Source organism: Trinickia sp. LjRoot230, assembly GCF_964253315.1.
Taxonomy (GTDB): Bacteria; Pseudomonadota; Gammaproteobacteria; order Burkholderiales; family Burkholderiaceae; genus Trinickia.
Window position 1 is genome coordinate 3,022,647 of record NZ_CAXUQX020000001.1, and the last position, 19,640, is coordinate 3,042,286.

Sequence of the window (19,640 nt, forward strand, 5' to 3'; positions counted from 1 at the left end):
AACCGTTTTATCGCCCGAGGCGGCGAGTATGGGAAAATGCGCCGTTTGCCGCTTCCCCGCCGTCATGGATTCCATCTTTACCCGCGCCTATGCGGCCCACCGTGACGGGAGACTGGCCGACGCCGAGCGCGATTACCGCGCGGCACTCGATGCCGATCCCGCCCACGCTGACGCCTGGCACCTTCTGGGCGTATTGCGCCACCAGCAAGGAGATCACGCCGCAGCGGCCGAACTCGTCGGCCGCGCGGTGCAGTTGCGACCGGAAGATCCTGGTCTGCAGCTCAATCTGGGCAACGCGCTGAAAGCCCTCGGGCAGCTCGACGGCGCCATCGAACGATTCCGCAACGCGCTCACGCTCGCACCCGAGTTTGCGTTGGCGCACTACAACCTCGGCAACGCTTATACCGCTGCGGGCCGGCACGAAGATGCCGTCGATGCGTTTCGCCGGTCGTTGCACCTGCAGCCCGGGGACGCCCCGACCTGGAACAATCTCGGCAACGCGCTGCATGCGTGCGAGCGTCACGACGAAGCGCTCGATGCCTTTGCGCGCGCGCTGGCACTGCACCCCGGCCACGCTGGCGCGCATAACAACCTCGGTATGACGCTCGCGGCGCTCGGCCGTGCAGATGAGGCCATTGCGCATTTTCGCGAAGCGCTCTCGCTCGAGCCGCGCTTCATCGCCGCGCACTTCAACCTCGGCAATACGCTCGACGCGATCGGCAAGCATGCGCAAGCCGTCGCCGCGTTTGAAGCGGCGCTGGCGCTGCATGCGCTCTTTCCCCCGGCGCTTCTCGGCCTGGGCAATGCGCTCGCCGCGCTGGGCCGCCATGCCGAGGCGATCGCCCCGCTCGAGCGCGCCGTCGGCCTCGACCCGAAGCTGAGCCTTGCGTGGCTCAGCCTCGGCAACGCGCATCATGCGCAACGCGCGCACGAGGCCGCGCTGCGCGCCTATGACGAGGCGCTGCGGCTGCGCCCGGAGCTCGCGTCGGCACGACTGAACCGTGCGTTGACGCGGCTCACGCTTGGGGACTTCACGCGCGGTCTGCCGGAGTACGAAGCACGTCTTGAATTCGCCGCGGCCGGTGATGCATCGCACACGGCCCCACAAGAACGAGCAATCGACGCATCACCACGCTGGCGCGGCGAACCCATTGACGCGCGCACGTTGCTCGTCATCGCGGAACAAGGTTTCGGCGATACGTTGCAGTTCATGCGTTTCGTGCCGCTTGCGTGCGCGCGTGCGGCACGTGTCGTATTCGCGGTGCAACGCGAGCTGATGCCGCTCGTCGAGCCACTAGGCGCGACGTGGCGCGTTCAGGTGGTGGAGCGTGGCGCGGCGCGCATCGAAGCGGATGTCCAGTGCCCGCTATTGAGCCTGCCGCTTGCGCTCGGCACCACTCGCGATGCCCTTCCGGCTGCGCGCCGCTACGTCGAGGTGCCGGCCGCTTACCGGCGCCGCTGGCGCGGCTCGGTCGGCGGACATGCACCGTTGAAAGTTGGGCTTGCATGGTCGGGACGGATCCTCGCGCACGAAACACGAGCCATGCCGCTTAACGAACTCGAACCGCTTTTTGCGCTGGGCGGCATCGATTGGATCGTGCTGCAGCAAAATCTCAGTGACGATGAAAAGCGTGCGCTTCGTTCGCACCCTCGCGCGCATTCGATTCACTGTTTCGGCGAACGCATTCGCGACTTTGCCGATACGGCTGCGATCATCGATCGACTCGATGCGGTGGTATCGATCGACACATCGATTGCTCACCTCGCAGGGGCGCTAGGCAAACCGCTTTTTCTGATGCTGCCGTTCGCCGCCGACTGGCGTTGGTTCGTGCCGAACAACACAGCAGGCGCGACCGACGACAGCCCGTGGTACCGAAGCGCCCGGCTCATTCGCCAGCCCGCGCCGGGCGCATGGGGCGAAGTGGCACGCGAGGCTGCGCGTCTGCTCGCGCACGAGCTCGGCGTAGGTTCGACGTAAAACCCCGCAGCGTCAGTTCACACGACGCCGCCGCGTTCACGAATTTGCGGCCAGGCGAGCTTCATGTAGTAAAGCATCGACCAGATCGTCAGCACCGCGGCCAGATAGATGAGCCACAGCCCCCAGACATGCGTGTGCACGACAACGCCGCCAAAATGCAGCGGCAGGTTGTAAAGGAGCATCGGAATAGCAATCATCTGGCATGCTGTCTTGAATTTGCCGAGTTGATTCACCGCTACGCTCTTCGATGCGCCGATTTGCGCCATCCATTCACGCAGTGCCGAAATGGCGATTTCGCGCCCGACGATCACGAGCGCGATCGCTGCCTCGATGCGGGCGAGCTGCACGAGAATCAGCAATGCCGCCGTGACCATCAGCTTGTCGGCCACGGGGTCGAGGAACGCGCCGAATGCCGACGTCTGATTCCACTTGCGCGCGAGATAGCCGTCGAACCAATCGGTCAGCGCAGCGAGCACGAAGATGGCCGCGGCGGCCGCGTTCCGGTGGGGCTCGCTCATCATCGCATCGGGCACATAGAACACGCCGACGACAAGCGGGATCAACACGATTCGCAGCCACGTCAGAAAAATCGGAAAGTTGAACGGCATGAGCGAATGGCCGGCGTTGAACGACGTTGACGGAATAAGAGAGACGCCATTGTGCCGTGTCGACGAACTCGCCACAAGCCAAGGCGCTCCAGCACGTTTTGCGCGCGTCGGGCGCGTGCGCTGGCCCTAATGCAATTGGCGGTAGATCTGCTCGGCCAGCGCATGCGAGATGCCCTCCACGCTCGCCAGATCGTCGACGCTTGCCGCCACGACGCCGCGCAGCCCGCCGAACCGCGCGAGCAAGCGCTGACGCCGCTTGGCGCCGATGCCGTCGAGTTCTTCCAGCCGCGATGTCTGCCGCGCCTTCGCGCGCTTCGCTCGCATGCCTGTAATGGCAAACCGGTGCGCCTCGTCGCGAATCTGGGCAACGAGCATCAACGCGGCGCTCTCCTTGCCCAGCTCGAGCGGTGCGCGCCCATCGGCGAATACGAGCGTTTCGAGACCGACCTTGCGCCCCTCCCCCTTGGCCACGCCCACCAGGATCGAGCGGTCGATGCCGAGCTCGGCGAAGACTTGCCGCGCAATTTCCACCTGGCCCTTGCCGCCATCGATCAGCACGATGGTCGGTAACGTAGCCCCGGCCGCAACCGGCTCGGCCGCGTCGGCCGTGCGCTCCGGGGCCGCGGCCGCCTCGGGCTGCAGCTCGGCGGCGCGGTCCTCGGCGTTGCCGGCCGCCGACTGCACCATCTTTTCGTAGCGGCGCGTCAGCACTTGACGCATGGCGGCGTAATCGTCGCCGGGCGTGATCCCGGTGATGTTGTAACGCCGATATTCGCCGGGCTGCATCTTGTGGTCCCGATAAACGACACATGAAGCCTGCGTTGCTTCGCCCATCGTATGGCTGATGTCGAAGCATTCGACGCGCACGTGCGCAAGATCGTCGCACTCGAGCGAGAGCGTTTCGGCAAGCGCACGCGTACGCGCCTGTTGCGAGCCCTGCTCCGAAAGCAGCCGCGCCAGTGCGAGCCGCGCATTTTGCTCGGCCATGCCGAGCCAAACACGCTTTTGGCCTTGTGGCTGCCGGACGATCGCCACTTTGTGTCCGGCTTGTTCGCTAAGCAGTTCAACGAGTTCGCGGCTCACCGGCGCGTGATTCGCGACGAGCACAGGCGGCACACGGTTGCCGAGATAGTGCTGTGCGATGAAGGCCTCGAGCACCTCGCTTTCGACACTCGCCCTGATTTCAGCGGCTTGCGGCGTATCGGCATCGGTATTCGCGCCCGCGCCGGCGTCCGCATCCGCGTCGATCTCGATAAGCGCCACCTGCGCATCGGCGAGCGCGGCCTCGGCGTGTGCCGGAAAATACGCCTTGTCGCCGAGATGCCGCCCGCCGCGCACCATCGCGAGATTGACGCAGACCCGCCCGCCCTGCGCGACGACCGCGAGAATATCGACATCACTTTCGCCGCCGACTTCGATCGCCTGCTGGTGCAATACGGTGGACAACGAGCTCATTTGATTGCGCACCGCCGCCGCCTGCTCGAATTTCAACTCGGCCGCGAACGCATGCATTTTCGCTTCGAGTTCGTCCATGACCTCGTTTTGCCGGCCGAGCAAAAAGCGCGACGCGTTTTCGACATCGTGCGCGTAGTCCGCTTCACTGATCGCCCCGACGCACGGTGCGGTGCAGCGCCCGATCTGGTGCAGCAGACACGGCCGCGTGCGGTTGCTGAAAACCGAGTCCTCGCAGGTGCGCAGTTGAAACACCCGCTGCAGGATCTGGATGCTTTCGCGCACGGCCCATGCACTCGGAAACGGCCCAAAGTACTGGTTTTTCTTGTCGACGGCCCCGCGGTAGTACGCCATGCGCGGGAACTTGTGCCCCGTGAGCTTCAAAAACGGATAGGACTTGTCGTCGCGAAAAAGAATGTTGTAGCGCGGCGCCAGCGCTTTGATCAGGTTGTTTTCGAGCAGTAGCGCTTCGGCCTCGGAGCGAGTCGCCGTCGTTTCGATCCGCGCAATGCGCGTGATCATCATCGCGATACGCGGCGACAACTGCGTCTTCGTGAAATAGCTCGACACGCGCTTTTTGAGATCGCGTGCTTTGCCGACATAGAGCACGGCGCCAAGCTTGTCGTAATACCGGTAGACGCCCGGCAGATGCGGCAATTGAGCGAGCACGAGCTTGGGCTCGAAAACGGGTTCGGGAACGTGCGGTTCGGTCATGCGGATGTTCAGGGCGGAGCAACGCAAGGCAAAGCTTAAGCAACACACGGGCACGGCGCACCGGGCGACGCTGCGTGCTTTAGAATCGCCAGTTTAGAGCATTTGCGCATGCGCCCTTCGCACAGGCGCCCCGCTTCATGTCCAATCCGCCTCTCCCGCCCGTCCCCGCGCCGGTCCCACCCACGTCGGCGACGGCACCGACGATCGCGTGCGATATCTTTTGCGCCGTCATCGACAATTTCGGCGATGTCGGTGTCTGCTGGCGGCTCGCTCGCCAACTTGCCGCCGAGCATCGCTGGCAGGTGCGCCTGATTGTCGACGATCTTCATACCTTCGCCCGCCTCGAACCCGCGCTCGACACCGAGCTGGCGCGCCAGACGCTTGCCGGCGTGACCATCGAGCACTGGCGCGAGCCGCTGCACGCGGGCGTTGCGCTGCAAGTGGCCGATATCGTAATCGAGGCATTCGCGTGCGAATTGCCGCCAGCCTACATCGCGGCGATGGCCCGGCGCACGCCGCCCCCGATCTGGTTCAACCTCGAGTATCTGAGCGCCGAGGACTGGGTGGCGGACGTTCACCTCAAACCGTCCCCGCATCCGCGCCACGCGCTGACGAAGACGTTCTTCTTCCCCGGGCTCGGCCCCGGCACGGGCGGTGTCATCAAAGAACAGGGGCTCGATGCGGCGCGCAGTACGTTCAGCGCCTCGGCGCCCGCCCGGCAAGCATGGTGGGAGCGCGCCACGCTCGGCCCCCCGCCCAGCCCCGACGCCACCGTCATTTCGCTCTTCGCGTACGAAAATCCGGCCATCGACGCCCTGCTCGCGCAGTGGCGCGACGGCGACGAGCCGATTGTGCTGCTCGTGCCGCAAGGCCGCATTTCGGGTGCTGTCGCCCGCTTTTTCGGCCTGCCCGCGTTTGCGGCGCCGACCCATGCCGAGCGCGGCAATCTGCGCGCGCACGCGCTGCCGTTTGTGCCCCAAACCGCCTTCGACGAGTTGCTGTGGGTCAGCCATCTCAATTTCGTGCGCGGCGAAGACTCGTTCGTGCGCGCGCAGTGGGCGCGGCGCCCATTCGTCTGGCACATTTATCCGCAAGCCGATGCCGCGCATCTGCCCAAGCTGGACGCGGCGCTGGGCCATTACGCCGCGCCGCTCGCCGAGCGCGCGCGTACAGCGATGGACCGATTCTGGCATGCCTGGAACGGGGCCGGCACGCCTGATTGGGCGGACTTCTGGTCGCACCGCCGCGCCTTTGAAACGCGCGCCGCGACCTGGGGTGACGAGCTCGCGACAGTGGGCGATCTCGCATCAAACCTAGCACGATTCGCAAAAAGCCAGTTAAAATAAGCGGTTATCTCCAACGGCTATTCATTCCTTTGCGATCGATGCCGTTGAGCAACATGAAAATCTCATTCGCAAGGACAGTGTTTTTATGAAGATTGCACAGGAACTCCGCACGGGCAACGTCGTGATGATCGGTAGCGATGCCATGGTCGTGCAGAAAGCCGAATACAACAAATCGGGCCGTAACGCGGCCGTCGTGAAGATGAAGTTCAAGAATCTTCTGACCGGCGCGGGCATGGAAACGGTCTACAAGGCCGACGACAAATTCGACGTCGTCGTGCTCGATCGCCGGGAAGTGACCTACTCGTACTTCGCCGATCCGATGTACGTGTTCATGGACGCCGATTACAACCAATACGAAGTCGAGCAAGAGATGATGGGCGACGCGCTCAACTACCTCGAAGACGGCATGCAATGCGAGGTCGTGTTCTATAACGACAAAGCCATTTCCGTCGAGTTGCCGACTACGCTCGTGCGCGAGATCACCTACACCGAACCGGCCGTCAAGGGCGATACCTCGTCGGGCAAGGTGCTCAAGACAGCAAAAATCAACACCGGTTTCGAACTGCAGGTGCCGCTCTTTTGCAGCATCGGCGACAAAATCGAAATCGATACGCGCACGCACGAATACCGCAGCCGCGCCTAGCCGGCCGCACTTGGCAGCCCTGGGCTGCAGGTCCACTCGGAATAAGCGCCCCCTCGGGGCGCTTTTTTTTTCGTACGACTCGTGTATCGTTGGGAAAACTTTACCGGTCGTTTTTCCCGTTCTGACCGGCCAAACTTGCGCCTGGCCCGCACAATAAACGCTAAGCGCTTGTTTCGGAAAAGGAATCAGAAATGGCGCGGAACGTGCTTGCTGTCCCGATCGGCCGTTCCGCTTGAAACGTTTTCGCCCGCGCGTGTCGCTCCTCGTCAGGGCGTCGGCCGGTTCTTTGAATGGATTGATTGCCCTTTATGCCACACGCTCTGATTGTCGAAGACGATCCCAATAGCCTGTCCGGCCTCTCCGCCATCGTCGCAGCTGACGGTTTCTCCGTCGATACCGCGGTTTCCCTTGCCGAAGCGCGCGCCGCGCTGAGCCGCTTCATCCCCGATGTCGTACTCATCGATTTGAATTTGCCCGACGGCAGCGGCCTCGATCTCCTGTCTCACCTGCCGGCACAGCCGGACGGCGTGCTGCCCGTCATCGTGATGACTGGCAACGCCACCGTGGAAAGCGCTATCGAAGGCCTGCGCCATGGCATTTGGGACTACCTGCTCAAGCCCGTGAACATCCCGCGCCTGCGCAGCCTGTTGGCCCGCATCCCGCGGCCGTACGAGCTGACCGAGGAAGTGCAAACGTTGCGCACGAAGCTGCGAAGGCTGGGCCGCTTCGGGCCGATGATCGGACGCAGCGATGCCATTCAGCATGTCTACGATTCCCTCGAACGCCTGGCGCCCACCGAGTCCGCGGTGCTGATCGGCGGCGAAGCAGGCACGGGCAAGGAAGTGGTCGCCCGCACGCTGCATGAGATGAGCCGGCGGCGCAAAGGCCCGTTCATCACCTTCGATTGCCGTACGTTCGCACGCGAAGCCGGTGCCGAGCGCCCGCTGGACACCCTGCTCTTCGGACACGAACCCGGCACCGTACCAGGCGCGGAGCGGCGCGAACCGGGGCTGTTGGAGCAGGCAAGCGGCGGGACGCTCTTTCTCGACGAGATCGCCGAACTGCCGCTCAGCCAGCAAGAGGCGCTCGTCAGAGCGCTTGATTCGCAGACGTACATGCGGGTCGGCGGAACGAGCTTGGTCAGCCTCGATTGCCGCATCGTCGCGACAATGCGCAAGCCGCCGCGCGATGCCGTCAACGAGGGCGCGCTACGCGAAGATCTGTGGCTGCGGCTCGACGCGGCATCGATTGCGCTGCCGCCGCTGCGCGAACGCGGCGATGATGCCGTGCTGCTCGCCGAGGCGCTGGTCGACGATCTCAATCGGGAAGTCAATGCAAGCGGGCTTGCCACCGTCAACAAGCGCGTGGGGCCCAACCTGATACGCGAGTGCCTGAGCTACGATTGGCCGGGCAACGTCCGCGAACTGCATGAGCGCGTGCGGCGCGCGTATAACGTGTCGGACGACATCGTGGACACCTTGCGCGCCGAGGAAGCCACGACGGTCGGCGGACGCCGCCTGAACGGCGGCAGCGTGCAAGTGACGGTCGGGACGCCGCTCTCGGACGTCGAGGATTTGCTGATTCGTGCCACGCTGGACGCGGTCGGCGGCACGCGGCACCGCGCAGCGACGTTGCTCGGCATCAGCCCCAAGACGCTTTACAACAAGCTGCAACGCATGAAGTTGTCGTAGCGGCTAACGACGCGCGCGCCGCCATCGGTACCTCAAGGCAACGCGCTGCGCAACAAGGCGTGCGCTTCTTGGTAGTCGGCGCGCGCGACGAGCTTCGCCCAACGCGGCGCCCGCCCGCGCCCTTGCAATTGCCTGATGCGCCGCGCCGACGCCTTCGAAGGCGCGTGGCGCAGTTCGTTCAATACGACTTCCGCCGCCTGCGGCTGATTGCAGATCAATACCATGTCACAGCCGGCCGCGAGCGCCGCGGCCGCTGCCTCGGTCAACGTGCCGCCGGCGCGCGCAGCCTCCATCGAGAGATCGTCGCTAAAAATAGCGCCGGTAAAACGCAGCTTGCCGCGCAGTACCTCTTGGAGCCAGATCTGCGAAAATCCGGCAGGCTTGTCGTCGACCTGCGCATAAATGACATGTGCCGGGATGACTGACGCAAGCGACATCCCAAGCCAGTCGTACGGCGCAACGTCGTCGCGCAGAATCGCTTCGAGCGGCCGCTCGTCGACAGGCAGTGCCACGTGCGAATCGGCGGCCGCAAAACCATGCCCTGGAAAATGCTTGCCGCAATTGCTCATGCCGGCGAGCGCCAGCCCATGACTGAGGCTCTTCGCGAGCAGCGTGACGACGCGCGCGTCGCCGTGAAACGCGCGATCGCCGATCACCTGCGAGTGCCCGTAGTCGAGATCGAGCACAGGCGTAAAGCTCATGTCGATGCCGCACGCTCTCAGTTCCGAAGCCAGGATATAGCCGGTTGCGGTCGCGACCTTGGTGGCGAGCAACGCGTCCTTATCCCATAGCTCACCGAGCCGGCGCATCGGCGGCAAGACAGTGAAGCCGTCGGTTCTGAATCGTTGAACGCGGCCGCCCTCGTGGTCCACGGCGATGAGCAGATCGTCGCGTACCGAACGAATCGCATCGGTCAGCGCAACGAGCTGCGCACGGCTTTGAAAATGGCGGGCGAACAAGATGACGCCGCCCGTCATCGGATGCGAAAGGCGCCGCACGTCGTCTGCGTTCAGTGCCGTGCCTTCTACATCGAGCATGACCGGTCCGGGAATCTGCTTCATCGGTTCGAAATGGGTAAGTAAGGAAGGAAGAACAGAAAAGAAGAATTGTGCAGCTTCAGTCAGATGCGCCGAATGCTTCCGACGCCCCTGCAGGTGTTTCGGCGACGACGAACGTCACCGCATAATCGCGTTCGTCGCTGACCGTCACGTTCGCGGTAATGCCGCGCTTGGCGAGCCACTCGGCCAACTCGCCCGAGGCGACGACGAAGGGCTTGCCGCTCGGCTCGTTCAGTGTTTGCAGCGCACGCCACGTCATCGGCCAGTGCATGCCGAGTCCGATCGCCTTGGAGAACGACTCTTTCGCCGAAAAACGGGTGGCAAGATAAGCCAGCCCACGCGCCTCGGAGCGGGCGCGGCGCGCATGATAGACGCGCAGCTCGTCGGCGCCCAGCACCTTTTCAGCGAAGCGTCCGTTCGTGCGCGTCATGACCGCCGCAATGCGGCTTACCTGAACAAGATCGGTACCGATGCCGTAAATCGCCATGAGCAATGCCGCCGTTCAATGCGTCGCCGCGAGGCGCGCGGCAACCATGATCGCCTTCATTTCGCGCACAGCGTTATCCCAGCCGGTGAAGATCGCCTGCGCAACGATCGCATGGCCGATGTTGAGTTCGACGATGCCCTCGATCGCCGCGATCGCCTGAACGTTCGTGTAATGGAGCCCATGCCCCGCGTTGACTTTCAGCCCGAGCGAGGCGCCGAATGCCACTGCCCGCACGATGCGATCGTACTCGTCGCGCTGTTCGCGCTCGTCGTGCGCATCGGCGTAGCGGCCGGTATGCAGTTCGACAACCGGCGCACCGGCTTCTTGCGCGGCACGAATCTGCGCTTCATCGGCGTCGATGAACAGCGACACACGCGCCCCCGCATCGGCCAGTTGCCGGCAGGCTGCACGCACGGCCTCGAAATGCCCCGCTACGTCGAGCCCGCCTTCGGTCGTCAACTCCGCCCGTTTCTCGGGCACGAGGCAGACGTCGTGCGGGCGCACCTCGCACGCGATATCAAGCATCTCTTGCGTGACGGCGCATTCGAGGTTCATCCGCGTGCGCAACTGCGAACGCAACGCGTAGACGTCGGCATCGATAATGTGGCGGCGATCTTCGCGCAGATGCAGCGTGATGGCGTCCGCTCCGGCGTCCTCGGCGAGAAGCGCCGCGCGAATCGGATCGGGGTAGGCGGTGCCGCGCACATTGCGCAGCGTGGCGACGTGATCGATATTCACGCCGAGGTCGATGACGTTGGGTGACGTAAGAAAGAAGCTCATAGGTTCTGCAAGTCGATCAAGATCTGGCGCGTCGCAAGAGGCACGCCGCCAAGGTAAGTGTTGAGCAAAAAGCGCATCAGCGTCTTGCTTTGCGCGACCGTCTGCGTCCGACGGTAATCGTCGTTTTCCATGTCGAGCAAGGTCTGGCCCGATACCACGGGCCAGACCGACGGCCACTCAGGTGACGCCTCGCGCACGCCGCGCTCCGGGTCGAAGACGTAGCGGCCATCGGGCGTCACGGCCTGGCGTGCAGCGGTGCGATCGAGCGCCATGGCGTAACCGGTCTCGCGCAGCAAGACGCGCTCGAACGAGCGCAGCACTTGCACGGCGGGCTCCTCGTGCGCCAAGCGCGTCAACGTCACGACATAGTGATTGAACAATTGCGGATGCGCGTCTTCGCGAGCGCAGAACTTCACGAGCAACTCGTTGACATAAAAGCCGCATAGCAGCGCGTCACCCGAAAGCGGCAACATGCCGCCAACCCACTCCGCGCCCGTCAGCGTACGCATCTCCGATTTACCGGACCACGACATCGAAAGCGGCTGGAACGTTTGCAGCACGCCGCGCAAAGCCGAGTGCGGGCGCTTGGCACCTTTCGCCACCAGCGCCACGCGACCATGGTCGCGCGAAAACACATCGATGACGAGGCTCGTTTCGCGATAGGGATAGCTGTGCAGCACGAAGGCGGGCTGCTCCGCGATGCGCGATTCAGATGCACGCACACCCGCCGCCCCGGCGCGACGCTCCGCGCTTGGACGCCGCACCGTCTTGCGCCGCCGTTCGTCGTTAGGCGGTTCGGTGATGGGCAGCTCGCCGCTCGTTGCGGCCGGCTCGTGATCATGCTCGCCGACCGGTGCGCTCATCATCAGCGCGTCATTCGTACCCATAGGCGCGCAGCCCGGCTTCGTTATCGGCCCAGCCGCTTTTTACCTTGATGAAGGTTTCGAGATAAACGGGACCGTCGAAGAGTTTTTCCATGTCGAGGCGCGCTTCGGTGCTGATTTGTTTCAGCTTCGCGCCCTTTTGGCCGATGATCATTGCCTTGTGCGTGTCGCGCTCGACGAGAATCGTCGCAAACACACGACGCAGCCGTCCTTCGGTCTCGAATTTTTCGATCAGCACCGTACTCGTGTAGGGCAACTCATCGCCCGTCCAGCGGAACACTTTCTCGCGCAGGATCTCGGCGGCAAGAAAACGCTCGCTGCGATCGGTCAGATCGTCTTCGCCATAGATGGGCGTACCCTCGGGCAGGTTCGGCTTGACGATCTCGAGCAAACGCTTGATGTCATCGGGGTTCTTGGCCGACAGCGGCACGATCTCCTTGAAATCGCGCAACGCGCCCATCTTTTGAAAAAACGGAAAGAGCGTGTTTTTATCGCTGACACGATCGAGCTTGTTCGCGATAAGAAGCGTCGGCACCGTCGGCGGAATCAGATCGAGCACCTTTTGATCGTCGGGACCAAACCGCCCTGCTTCGATGACGAACAAAATCGCATCCACGGACGTGAGCGTCGACGTGACCGCACGATTGAGCGAACGATTGAGCGCACCGCTATGCTGGGTCTGAAAGCCCGGTGTATCGACGAAGATGTACTGCGCATCGTCGAACGTATGGATACCGGTGATTCGATGGCGCGTGGTCTGCGCCTTGCGCGACGTGATGCTGATTTTCTGGCCGACGAGCGCGTTCATCAGCGTCGATTTGCCAACGTTCGGACGGCCGACGATCGCGACCATGCCGCAGCGAAAACCGGTGGAAGAAAGTTCATTCATTATGCTGGCTACCGGTTCAAAAAGAAGCGCGCGCCCGCCGCCGGCGGCCGCCACGCTGTGTCGCTCATGAAAGATCGGGCTCGGGCGCGTGCGGCCGAGCCGTGCCGGCGATGTCGGAAACGAGTTCGGCGTGACCGCCCGAAGCCGAGGGTGCCCCGCTGCGCGCGGAGGGATCGGCTTTGCCCGACGCCGCCTCGCCCTTGCCTGCCACAGGGTCCGCCTTGGGCGCAGCCTCCGCCTTTGGCGCAGCATCCGGCGTGCGCAAGGCCGGTTTGTGCTCGACATGCACGGCGCGAATCATGGCGGGGGGCACCGTTGTAGGACGCTCGGCGGCAACATCCGGCGCGACCGGTTTCGATTCGCCGCGCACGGCTTTGTCCTTGTCCGATTTGCGCTCAGGCGCACGCAAATCGAGCGCCGCTTGGATGCCTTTGACACCGGGCACCACCTCGGGCTCGGCATGCTGGCCGGCTCGCGTGCCGCGCGAACGCTTGCCCTTCACCTGCATGGCGGGCGCCAGCGCCATCACCTCGTCGAGTGCCTTCTTGGCGGCGGCCTGCTCGGCTGCCCGCCGGCTCGCACCGGAGCCGGAGACTTTGATCTCGAGCTTCGGCACGGTGCATTCGACTTCGAACTGTTGATTGTGCGCGGCGCCGTGCGTGGCGACGACAGTGTAGGTGGGCAGCGCGATCTTGTGCCCCTGCAGATATTCCTGCAGCAGCGTTTTCGAATCTTTGCCGAGCGTTCGCGGGTCGATGTGATCGAGAATCGGCACATAGAGCCGCTTGACGACGGTCTGCGCCGCGTCGAAACCGCCGTCGAGAAAGACCGCGCCCAGCACCGCCTCGAACGCGTCAGCGAGAATCGACGGACGCCGGAACCCGCCGCTGCGCAACTCGCCTTCGCCGAGACGCAAGCCTTCGGCAATATTAAGGGCCTGAGCAATCTCGTAAAGCGACTGCTGTTTGACGAGATTGGCACGTACGCGCGACAAGTCGCCTTCGTCCAATTTGCCGAATCGCTGAAACAATAAAGCAGCCACCGCGCAATTTAGAACGGAATCGCCGAGAAATTCGAGCCGTTCGTTGTGCGAGGCACTATGACTGCGGTGAGTTAACGCCTGGCGCAATAATTCCGCATTGCGAAATTCATAGCGCAACCGGCTTTCCAGCGGAGATAGCGGCATGTGCAGAGTATAACGCGCGCATCAGCCGCGTCGATCGGGCGGGGCTGATGCGAAAAAAGCGGCTTGACATCAGGGGGAAGCGCAAGGTGACGCGCGACGTGGAGCGACGACACGCGCCGCCGGCCCCGCTCTCACTGAAACGAGCCGATGCGCTTGAGGTTGCTGAAGTTCATCCAGATGAAGAACGCGCGCCCCACGATGTTCTGGTCGGGCACGAAGCCCCAATAGCGGCTATCTGCGCTGTTATCGCGGTTGTCTCCCATCATGAAGTAGTGGCCGGGCGGCACCTTGCAGACCACGCCGCGGCTGTTGTACGAGCAATTGTCGCGATTCGGATAATCTTCGGCGCCGATGATAAAAGGCGGCACCGCGGGGTTGTTCAGAATCGCGTTCTTGCGCCCCTCGAGCGACTCTTCGAATTGCTTTGCGTAACCGATGCGCTCTTCGTCGAAGTAATCGGGCAATGCCACCTCGGGCACCGGCTTGCCATTGATCGTCAGTTGCTTGTCTTCATAGGCCACGACATCCCCGGGCAATCCGATCGCACGCTTGATATAGTCGACCGATTCGTCCTTCGGGTAGCGAAACACGACGACGTCGCCACGCTTCACCGGCCGCCCTTCGGTGATCTTCGTGTTGATAATCGGCAGACGCAGACCGTAGTCGTACTTGTTCACGAGGATGAAGTCGCCCACCAGCAGCGTGGGGACCATCGAGCCAGACGGAATCTTGAACGGCTCGACGACGAACGAGCGCACGAGGAATACGACGAGAATGACCGGGAAAAAGCTGGCGGTGTACTCGAGCCACCATGGCTGGCGCAACTGTTCGTCGCGCAGCCGGGCCCGTGTTTGCGGCGCGTTTTCGTCGGCAAAACGTTCACCGACGCGCGCTTGCTGACGATCGAACTCGGCCACCGCGGCGTCCGCCGCACGCCGCCGTTGCGGCAGGAAAACGAGCTTGTCGGCCACCCATGCCATGCCCGTCAAAATGACGAGCACGAAAAGAATCAGCGCAAAATTCATGAAAGTCGGGGTCCTTTGTTATTTGTCTTCGACGCGCAAGATGGCGAGGAAAGCTTCTTGCGGAATCTCGACAGACCCGACCTGCTTCATTCGCTTCTTGCCTGCTTTTTGCTTTTCGAGGAGCTTCTTTTTGCGTGTGATGTCGCCGCCGTAGCACTTGGCCAGCACGTTCTTGCGCAGCGCCTTGATGTTTTCGCGCGAGATGATGTGCGCGCCGATGGCCGCTTGAATCGCGACATCGTACATCTGGCGCGGAATGATCTCGCGCATCTTGGCGGCCACTTCGCGACCGCGGTGCTGCGACTGCGAGCGATGGACGATGACCGACAACGCATCGACCTTGTCGCCGTTGATCAGCATGTCCACCTTGACGACGTCCGACGCGCGATACTCTTTGAACTCGTAATCCATCGACGCATAGCCGCGCGAGACGGATTTCAAGCGATCGAAGAAGTCGAGCACGATCTCGGCCATCGGAATTTCGTAGGTCAGCTGCACTTGCCGGCCGTGGTACTGCATGTTGATCTGCGAGCCGCGCTTTTGCGTGCAAAGCGTAATGACCGAGCCCACGTAGTCCTGCGGCATATAAAGATTGACCGTGACGATCGGTTCGCGAATCTCTTCGATCTTCGACGGGTCAGGCATCTTGGCCGGGTTCTCGACTCTGATCGTGTTGCCGTCGCCGAGCACGACTTCGTAGACCACCGTCGGTGCGGTGGTGATCAGATCCATGTCGAACTCGCGCTCGAGCCGCTCCTGCACGATCTCCATATGCAGCAGGCCGAGAAAGCCGCAGCGGAAACCGAAGCCGAGAGCCTGCGAGACTTCGGGCTCGTATTGCAGCGAGGAGTCGTTGAGCTTGAGCTTTTCGAGTGACTCGCGCAGCGCATCGTACTGATTCGCTTCGACCGGATAAAGCCCGGCGAACACCTGCGGCTTGACCTCCTTGAAGCCCGGCAGCGGCTCGGCAGCCGGCGTGGCCGCGAGCGTGACGGTGTCTCCCACCTTCGCGGCCGTGAGTTCCTTGATGCCCGCGATGATGAAGCCGACCTGGCCCGCCGAAAGCGATTCGAGATCCTTCGATTTGGGCGTAAACACGCCGATGTGCTCGACCGGGAACTGCGCGCCGGTGGCCATCAGCTTGATCTTGTCCTTCGGGCGCAGCGTGCCGTTGACGATACGCACGAGCATGACGACGCCGACATAATTGTCGAACCAGGAATCGATGACGAGCGCCTGCAACGGCGCTTGCGGATCGCCCTTCGGCGGCGGCACGTTGGCGATCAACGACTCGAGCACGTCTTCGACGCCGAGACCCGTTTTGGCGCTGCAACGCACCGCGTCGGTTGCGTCGATGCCGATGACGTCTTCAATCTCGGAAATCGCGTTCTCGGGGTCCGCGGCCGGTAGGTCGATCTTGTTGAGCACCGGCACGACTTCGACGCCAAGCTCGATCGCCGTGTAGCAGTTGGCCACCGTCTGCGCTTCCACACCCTGACTGGCATCGACAACGAGCAGCGCGCCTTCGCAAGCGGAAAGCGAGCGGCTCACCTCGTACGAAAAATCGACGTGCCCCGGGGTATCGATCAGATTGAGGTTGTACAGCTTGCCATCGCGCGCCCGGTAGCTGAGCGCAGCGGTCTGAGCCTTGATGGTGATGCCGCGTTCGCGCTCGAGATCCATCGAATCGAGCACTTGCGATTCCATTTCACGGTCGGACAAGCCGCCGCAGAGTTGGATGATGCGATCGGCGAGCGTCGACTTGCCATGGTCGATGTGCGCAATGATCGAAAAGTTACGAATATGATCCATTCAGTGCCGATCAAGCGAAAAAGGCGCGCTCGGACAACCGCGGAGCACGCCTTGTAAGTACGTGAAAAACCGCGCCATTTTAGCCGAAATGGCCTTCGGACGGCGGATTTTGGCTATTCGGACGTCCGCTTTTCGTCACTTTCGGCGGCGGCGCGATGGTGCTGTTCAGATTGCGCTGACGGGCGAGGCTCGAGCGCGGCCCGCACGCGTGCCACGTCGAGCCGGTAGTGGCACAACTCGAGGCCTTCATATACCAATACGGGCACCAGTTCGTTGTAGCGCGCCTCGAGTTCCGGGTCGGCATCGACATCGATCACCTCGATGTGCGCGCCGTATTCGGCAGCAAGTGGCGTAAGCGCGGCCAGCATGTCTTCGCACAGGTGACACCATGCGCGCCCGTAAAGTATCAGCACCGGCGTAAGCCGCGCAGCTTGCGAGGGCGCCGTCGCGCTCACTTCGTTGGGGCCGCGCGCGGACGCATCGGCACGAACTGCGTGTTGTCGCCGCGTCGCACGAGTACCGCGACAGGCTTTTGCGGATCGAGATGAGCCACCGCTTGGTCAAATTCTTTCGCGCTCGCGATATCGGTGTCACCGATGCGCAAAATGATGTCCCCCTTTTGCAGCCCCACGCGCGCCGCTGGCCCTTCGACCGCCTGCACCTCCACGCCCCCGCGCGGCAGCTTCAACGCTTTTAGCTGCTCCGGCGAGAGGTCGCCAACCGCCACGCCAAGCGGGTTGCGCGGCTGCGCTTTCGGTCGAGGCGCCTGACGTTCGGCCGCTTTGGCCGTCTTGTCCGTCGGCGTTTGTGCAACGGTGATCGGCAGCTCGCTGGTGCGGCCCTTGCGCCAAATCGTTACCGTGGCTTTCGTTCCCGGCTTGGCGTCGCCTACCATGCGCGGCAAATCGGTCTCGGCGTCCACAGGCGTGCCGTTGAACTTCAAGATGATATCGCCCGGTTGAATGCCCGCCTTGTCTGCCGGGCCGCCCGGCTCGACGCTGCTCACGAGCGCACCGCCCGCTTTGGGCAGCCCCAGCGAGTCAGCCACGTCCTTGGTCACCTGGCCGATTGCGACCGCAATGCGCCCACGCACCACCTTGCCCGTGGCCTTCAGCTGCTCGGCCACGCGCATCGCTTCGTCGATCGGAATGGCGAACGAGATGCCCATGAAGCCGCCCGTCCGGCTGTAGATCTGCGAGTTGATACCGATGACCCGGCCTTGCATGTCGATGAGCGGTCCACCTGAATTGCCCGGGTTGACGGCGACATCCGTCTGGATGAACGGCAGATAGTCGCCCGTGTCGCGCCCTTTTGCGCTGACGATGCCGGCCGTCACCGTGTTGTCGAGCCCGAACGGGGAGCCGATGGCCACGACCCATTCGCCGACGCGGACCTTGTTCGAATCGCCGATCGTCACCGTCGGCAGGTTCGCGGCGTTGATCTTGACGATGGCCACGTCAGTGCGGTCGTCAGCGCCGATCAGCTTTGCCTTGAACTCCCGCTTGTCGGTCAGCGTGACATAGATGGTGTCGGCATCGTCGACGACGTGCGCGTTCGTCATCACGTAGCCGTCCGCCGAAATGACGAAGCCGGAACCCACGCCCGCGTTCTGCTCGGAATCGGAATTGTCCTGACCGTCCTGGCCGCCGCCATTGTCACCACCCCGTGGAGCGTTCGGGCTGTTGGGACTATTCGGGCGATTCGGATTGTTCGGGTTGTTCGGCGTATTCGGATTCGGCAACGGAATACCGAAAAAGCGACGGAAGAACTCCGACATGTCGCCTTCGTCGGCGCCAGGAGGCAGCCCGCGCTGCGTCGGCGAACTCGATACATGCGCCGTCGTGCGGATATTGACGACAGCGGGCCCCACCTTGTCGACGAGATCGGTGAAATCAGGCAGGTTGGCGGCTGGCGAAGCGGCTGCCGACGTCAACGGCAGGCATACGAGCACTGCCGCGGCCGCGAGGAAGTGGCGCACCGAGTAATTCGTCATAAGGGGATGGACCAAAGCGTGACCGGGTTACCTGGAAGCCTTGTATTTTATGGCAGAGGCAAAGAGTTGCAGTGTGCCTTGCGGAACTTCCCCTAGCAAGGTAATCCAGTAGTCGCCATGGCGCGTGACGAGCACGTGCGTCGCACCGCTTGCACCGGCGCCTTCCTTGCGCGAATTCTTTTCGGCCGGCTCGACGAAAACCGACACCGTCGCGAGCCCGTCGGAAAACACCGCCTGATCGACGGGAATCGGCGGGTCCTCGGCGCGGCGCGCCGCCATCGGCCGGCGCAGTTCGCGAATCTTGCGAAAACCGGGTATCTCGGGCGCGAACTGCCACCCTTGCGCTTGCATATCAACCGGTTGCACGGGCGGGCGCACGAGCGTCCAGCCCGCCGTATTGCGGATGCCGTTGGCGATCGGCGCCTGATCGACGGGCACGCCGATGCGCAGTTGCGTGAACGACGTTTGCTCGAGCACCTGCGCGCTTGCATCGAGTGTCTGCGTGCGCAACAGCAGGCCAGTTTTTGCATCGGCCCAGAGCTTGTAGCTAAAGCGGTAGGCGTCTTTCGGCACGAGCTCGATCACCTGAGCATCGATACCCGCCACGCGATCGGGGCCGAGCAACTTCGGTTCATAGACGGCAAGCACCTGCTGGCCGCTGTCGCTCAGCAAAGCCGGAAATGCGTCGCGGTTTTGACGCTTTTCGACAATGCACAGGTGCCGTTCCGGGACGAAGGTGTAAAGACTGTCGTCGTGGCGCAGCATCTTGCGAGGCTTGCCATCAAGGCTTTCGAGGGATTCGAATTCGCCCTCGCCGCGCTTCGCGTAGTGCGCGATGCGCGATGACTGAACGAACGTGCCGCGTTGATATACGAAGACGCCTTCGTAGTTCTCCTGCTGCGCCGCGCGAGGAATCCGTTCGAGCCAATCGGCTGCGCTTTGGGCGGCATGCGCCGATAAGGCGCCGCTCGCCTCCGAATGCGCGGGCTGTGCGCGCGCTTGCGACGCTGTGACGAGCAACGCGGCCATCAAAAGCCGCGCAAGCGGCAACCGCCCCCTTCCGGCGACACGCCTCACCTGCAATGTCGGCATCA

The 19,640-nt window shown here is 63.1% G+C and carries 17 protein-coding genes; 4 read left to right on the plus strand and 13 right to left on the minus strand.

The features are described 5' to 3' along the window. The first annotated feature begins 64 nt into the window (after positions 1–64). Positions 65–1,978 carry a tetratricopeptide repeat protein gene (locus tag ACSQ20_RS13730; RefSeq protein WP_436020805.1) on the plus strand — a complete coding sequence of 638 codons (1,914 nt, stop codon included), beginning with the start codon at positions 65–67 and terminating at the stop codon, positions 1,976–1,978. Positions 1,979–1,995: 17 nt separating this feature from the next. Here ACSQ20_RS13730 and pgsA read toward each other — a convergent pair whose 3' ends face one another. Then, positions 1,996–2,586, minus strand: a complete 591-nt coding sequence (gene pgsA / locus ACSQ20_RS13735) for a CDP-diacylglycerol--glycerol-3-phosphate 3-phosphatidyltransferase (RefSeq protein ID WP_436020807.1) — start codon at positions 2,584–2,586, stop codon at positions 1,996–1,998. Positions 2,587–2,712: 126 nt separating this feature from the next. Further along, positions 2,713–4,752 carry an excinuclease ABC subunit UvrC gene (gene uvrC, locus ACSQ20_RS13740; RefSeq protein ID WP_436020809.1) on the minus strand — a complete coding sequence of 680 codons (2,040 nt, stop codon included), beginning with the start codon at positions 4,750–4,752 and terminating at the stop codon, positions 2,713–2,715. Positions 4,753–4,889: 137 nt separating this feature from the next. On the opposite strand from uvrC, the gene earP reads away from it, so the two are divergent. From earP to ACSQ20_RS13755, 3 genes are all read left to right on the plus strand, one after another. Further along, positions 4,890–6,098, plus strand: coding sequence for an elongation factor P maturation arginine rhamnosyltransferase EarP (gene earP, locus ACSQ20_RS13745; RefSeq protein WP_436020811.1), 1,209 nt, complete (start codon positions 4,890–4,892; stop codon positions 6,096–6,098). Positions 6,099–6,183: 85 nt separating this feature from the next. After that, on the plus strand, positions 6,184–6,741 hold the full coding sequence (gene efp, locus ACSQ20_RS13750) for an elongation factor P (RefSeq protein WP_436020813.1): 558 nt from the start codon (positions 6,184–6,186) through the stop codon (positions 6,739–6,741). Positions 6,742–7,049: 308 nt separating this feature from the next. Then, positions 7,050–8,432, plus strand: a complete 1,383-nt coding sequence (locus ACSQ20_RS13755) for a sigma-54-dependent transcriptional regulator (RefSeq protein WP_436020815.1) — start codon at positions 7,050–7,052, stop codon at positions 8,430–8,432. A gap of 32 nt (positions 8,433–8,464) precedes the next feature. Here the strand turns inward: ACSQ20_RS13755 and nagZ are convergent, their stop codons facing one another. The 11 genes from nagZ to ACSQ20_RS13810 form a co-directional block, all read right to left on the minus strand. Beyond that, positions 8,465–9,493, minus strand: coding sequence for a beta-N-acetylhexosaminidase (gene nagZ, locus ACSQ20_RS13760; protein ID WP_436020817.1), 1,029 nt, complete (start codon positions 9,491–9,493; stop codon positions 8,465–8,467). A gap of 55 nt (positions 9,494–9,548) precedes the next feature. After that, positions 9,549–9,977, minus strand: a complete 429-nt coding sequence (gene acpS / locus ACSQ20_RS13765; RefSeq protein WP_436020819.1) for a holo-ACP synthase — start codon at positions 9,975–9,977, stop codon at positions 9,549–9,551. 15 nt (positions 9,978–9,992) lie between these two features. Further along, entirely contained in the window at positions 9,993–10,757 is a 765-nt protein-coding gene (gene pdxJ / locus ACSQ20_RS13770; protein WP_436020821.1) for a pyridoxine 5'-phosphate synthase, read from the minus strand. Continuing rightward, a complete protein-coding gene (recO, locus tag ACSQ20_RS13775; protein ID WP_436020823.1) occupies positions 10,754–11,644 on the minus strand; it encodes a DNA repair protein RecO in 891 nt (296 codons plus the stop codon). The genes pdxJ and recO overlap by 4 nt, the downstream gene beginning before the upstream one ends. Then, entirely contained in the window at positions 11,631–12,530 is a 900-nt protein-coding gene (gene era, locus ACSQ20_RS13780; RefSeq protein ID WP_436020825.1) for a GTPase Era, read from the minus strand. The genes recO and era overlap by 14 nt, the downstream gene beginning before the upstream one ends. Positions 12,531–12,594: 64 nt before the next feature. Next, on the minus strand, positions 12,595–13,716 hold the full coding sequence (rnc, locus tag ACSQ20_RS13785) for a ribonuclease III (RefSeq protein ID WP_436020827.1): 1,122 nt from the start codon (positions 13,714–13,716) through the stop codon (positions 12,595–12,597). A 131-nt stretch (positions 13,717–13,847) separates the two neighbouring features. Further along, entirely contained in the window at positions 13,848–14,741 is an 894-nt protein-coding gene (gene lepB / locus ACSQ20_RS13790) for a signal peptidase I (RefSeq protein ID WP_436020829.1), read from the minus strand. An 18-nt stretch (positions 14,742–14,759) separates the two neighbouring features. After that, complete coding sequence (gene lepA, locus ACSQ20_RS13795) at positions 14,760–16,553, minus strand: translation elongation factor 4 (protein ID WP_436020831.1); 1,794 nt, start codon at positions 16,551–16,553, stop codon at positions 14,760–14,762. Positions 16,554–16,666: 113 nt separating this feature from the next. After that, positions 16,667–17,008, minus strand: coding sequence for a glutaredoxin family protein (locus ACSQ20_RS13800; RefSeq protein ID WP_436020833.1), 342 nt, complete (start codon positions 17,006–17,008; stop codon positions 16,667–16,669). Beyond that, positions 17,005–18,546 (minus strand): DegQ family serine endoprotease, encoded by a 1,542-nt coding sequence (locus tag ACSQ20_RS13805; RefSeq protein WP_436020835.1) that lies wholly within the window; start codon positions 18,544–18,546, stop codon positions 17,005–17,007. The genes ACSQ20_RS13800 and ACSQ20_RS13805 overlap by 4 nt, the downstream gene beginning before the upstream one ends. 27 nt (positions 18,547–18,573) lie before the next feature. Beyond that, on the minus strand, positions 18,574–19,638 hold the full coding sequence (locus ACSQ20_RS13810) for a MucB/RseB C-terminal domain-containing protein (protein ID WP_436020837.1): 1,065 nt from the start codon (positions 19,636–19,638) through the stop codon (positions 18,574–18,576). Positions 19,639–19,640 lie beyond the last annotated feature (2 nt).

Excerpts from the sequence above, each read along its gene's own strand:
- efp (WP_436020813.1), top strand. The coding sequence starts at position 6,184 with ATGAAGATTGCACAGGAACTCCGCACGGGCAACGTCGTGATGATCGGT.
- era (WP_436020825.1), bottom strand. The coding sequence starts at position 12,530 with ATGAATGAACTTTCTTCCACCGGTTTTCGCTGCGGCATGGTCGCGATC.
- pgsA (WP_436020807.1), bottom strand. The coding sequence starts at position 2,586 with ATGCCGTTCAACTTTCCGATTTTTCTGACGTGGCTGCGAATCGTGTTG.
- rnc (WP_436020827.1), bottom strand. The coding sequence starts at position 13,716 with ATGCCGCTATCTCCGCTGGAAAGCCGGTTGCGCTATGAATTTCGCAAT.
- lepA (WP_436020831.1), bottom strand. The coding sequence starts at position 16,553 with ATGGATCATATTCGTAACTTTTCGATCATTGCGCACATCGACCATGGC.
- ACSQ20_RS13810 (WP_436020837.1), bottom strand. The coding sequence starts at position 19,638 with ATGCCGACATTGCAGGTGAGGCGTGTCGCCGGAAGGGGGCGGTTGCCG.
- nagZ (WP_436020817.1), bottom strand. The coding sequence starts at position 9,493 with ATGAAGCAGATTCCCGGACCGGTCATGCTCGATGTAGAAGGCACGGCA.
- acpS (WP_436020819.1), bottom strand. The coding sequence starts at position 9,977 with ATGGCGATTTACGGCATCGGTACCGATCTTGTTCAGGTAAGCCGCATT.
- ACSQ20_RS13755 (WP_436020815.1), top strand. The coding sequence starts at position 7,050 with ATGCCACACGCTCTGATTGTCGAAGACGATCCCAATAGCCTGTCCGGC.
- recO (WP_436020823.1), bottom strand. The coding sequence starts at position 11,644 with ATGGGTACGAATGACGCGCTGATGATGAGCGCACCGGTCGGCGAGCAT.
- uvrC (WP_436020809.1), bottom strand. The coding sequence starts at position 4,752 with ATGACCGAACCGCACGTTCCCGAACCCGTTTTCGAGCCCAAGCTCGTG.
- earP (WP_436020811.1), top strand. The coding sequence starts at position 4,890 with ATGTCCAATCCGCCTCTCCCGCCCGTCCCCGCGCCGGTCCCACCCACG.
- lepB (WP_436020829.1), bottom strand. The coding sequence starts at position 14,741 with ATGAATTTTGCGCTGATTCTTTTCGTGCTCGTCATTTTGACGGGCATG.
- ACSQ20_RS13730 (WP_436020805.1), top strand. The coding sequence starts at position 65 with ATGGATTCCATCTTTACCCGCGCCTATGCGGCCCACCGTGACGGGAGA.
- pdxJ (WP_436020821.1), bottom strand. The coding sequence starts at position 10,757 with ATGAGCTTCTTTCTTACGTCACCCAACGTCATCGACCTCGGCGTGAAT.
- ACSQ20_RS13805 (WP_436020835.1), bottom strand. The coding sequence starts at position 18,546 with ATGACGAATTACTCGGTGCGCCACTTCCTCGCGGCCGCGGCAGTGCTC.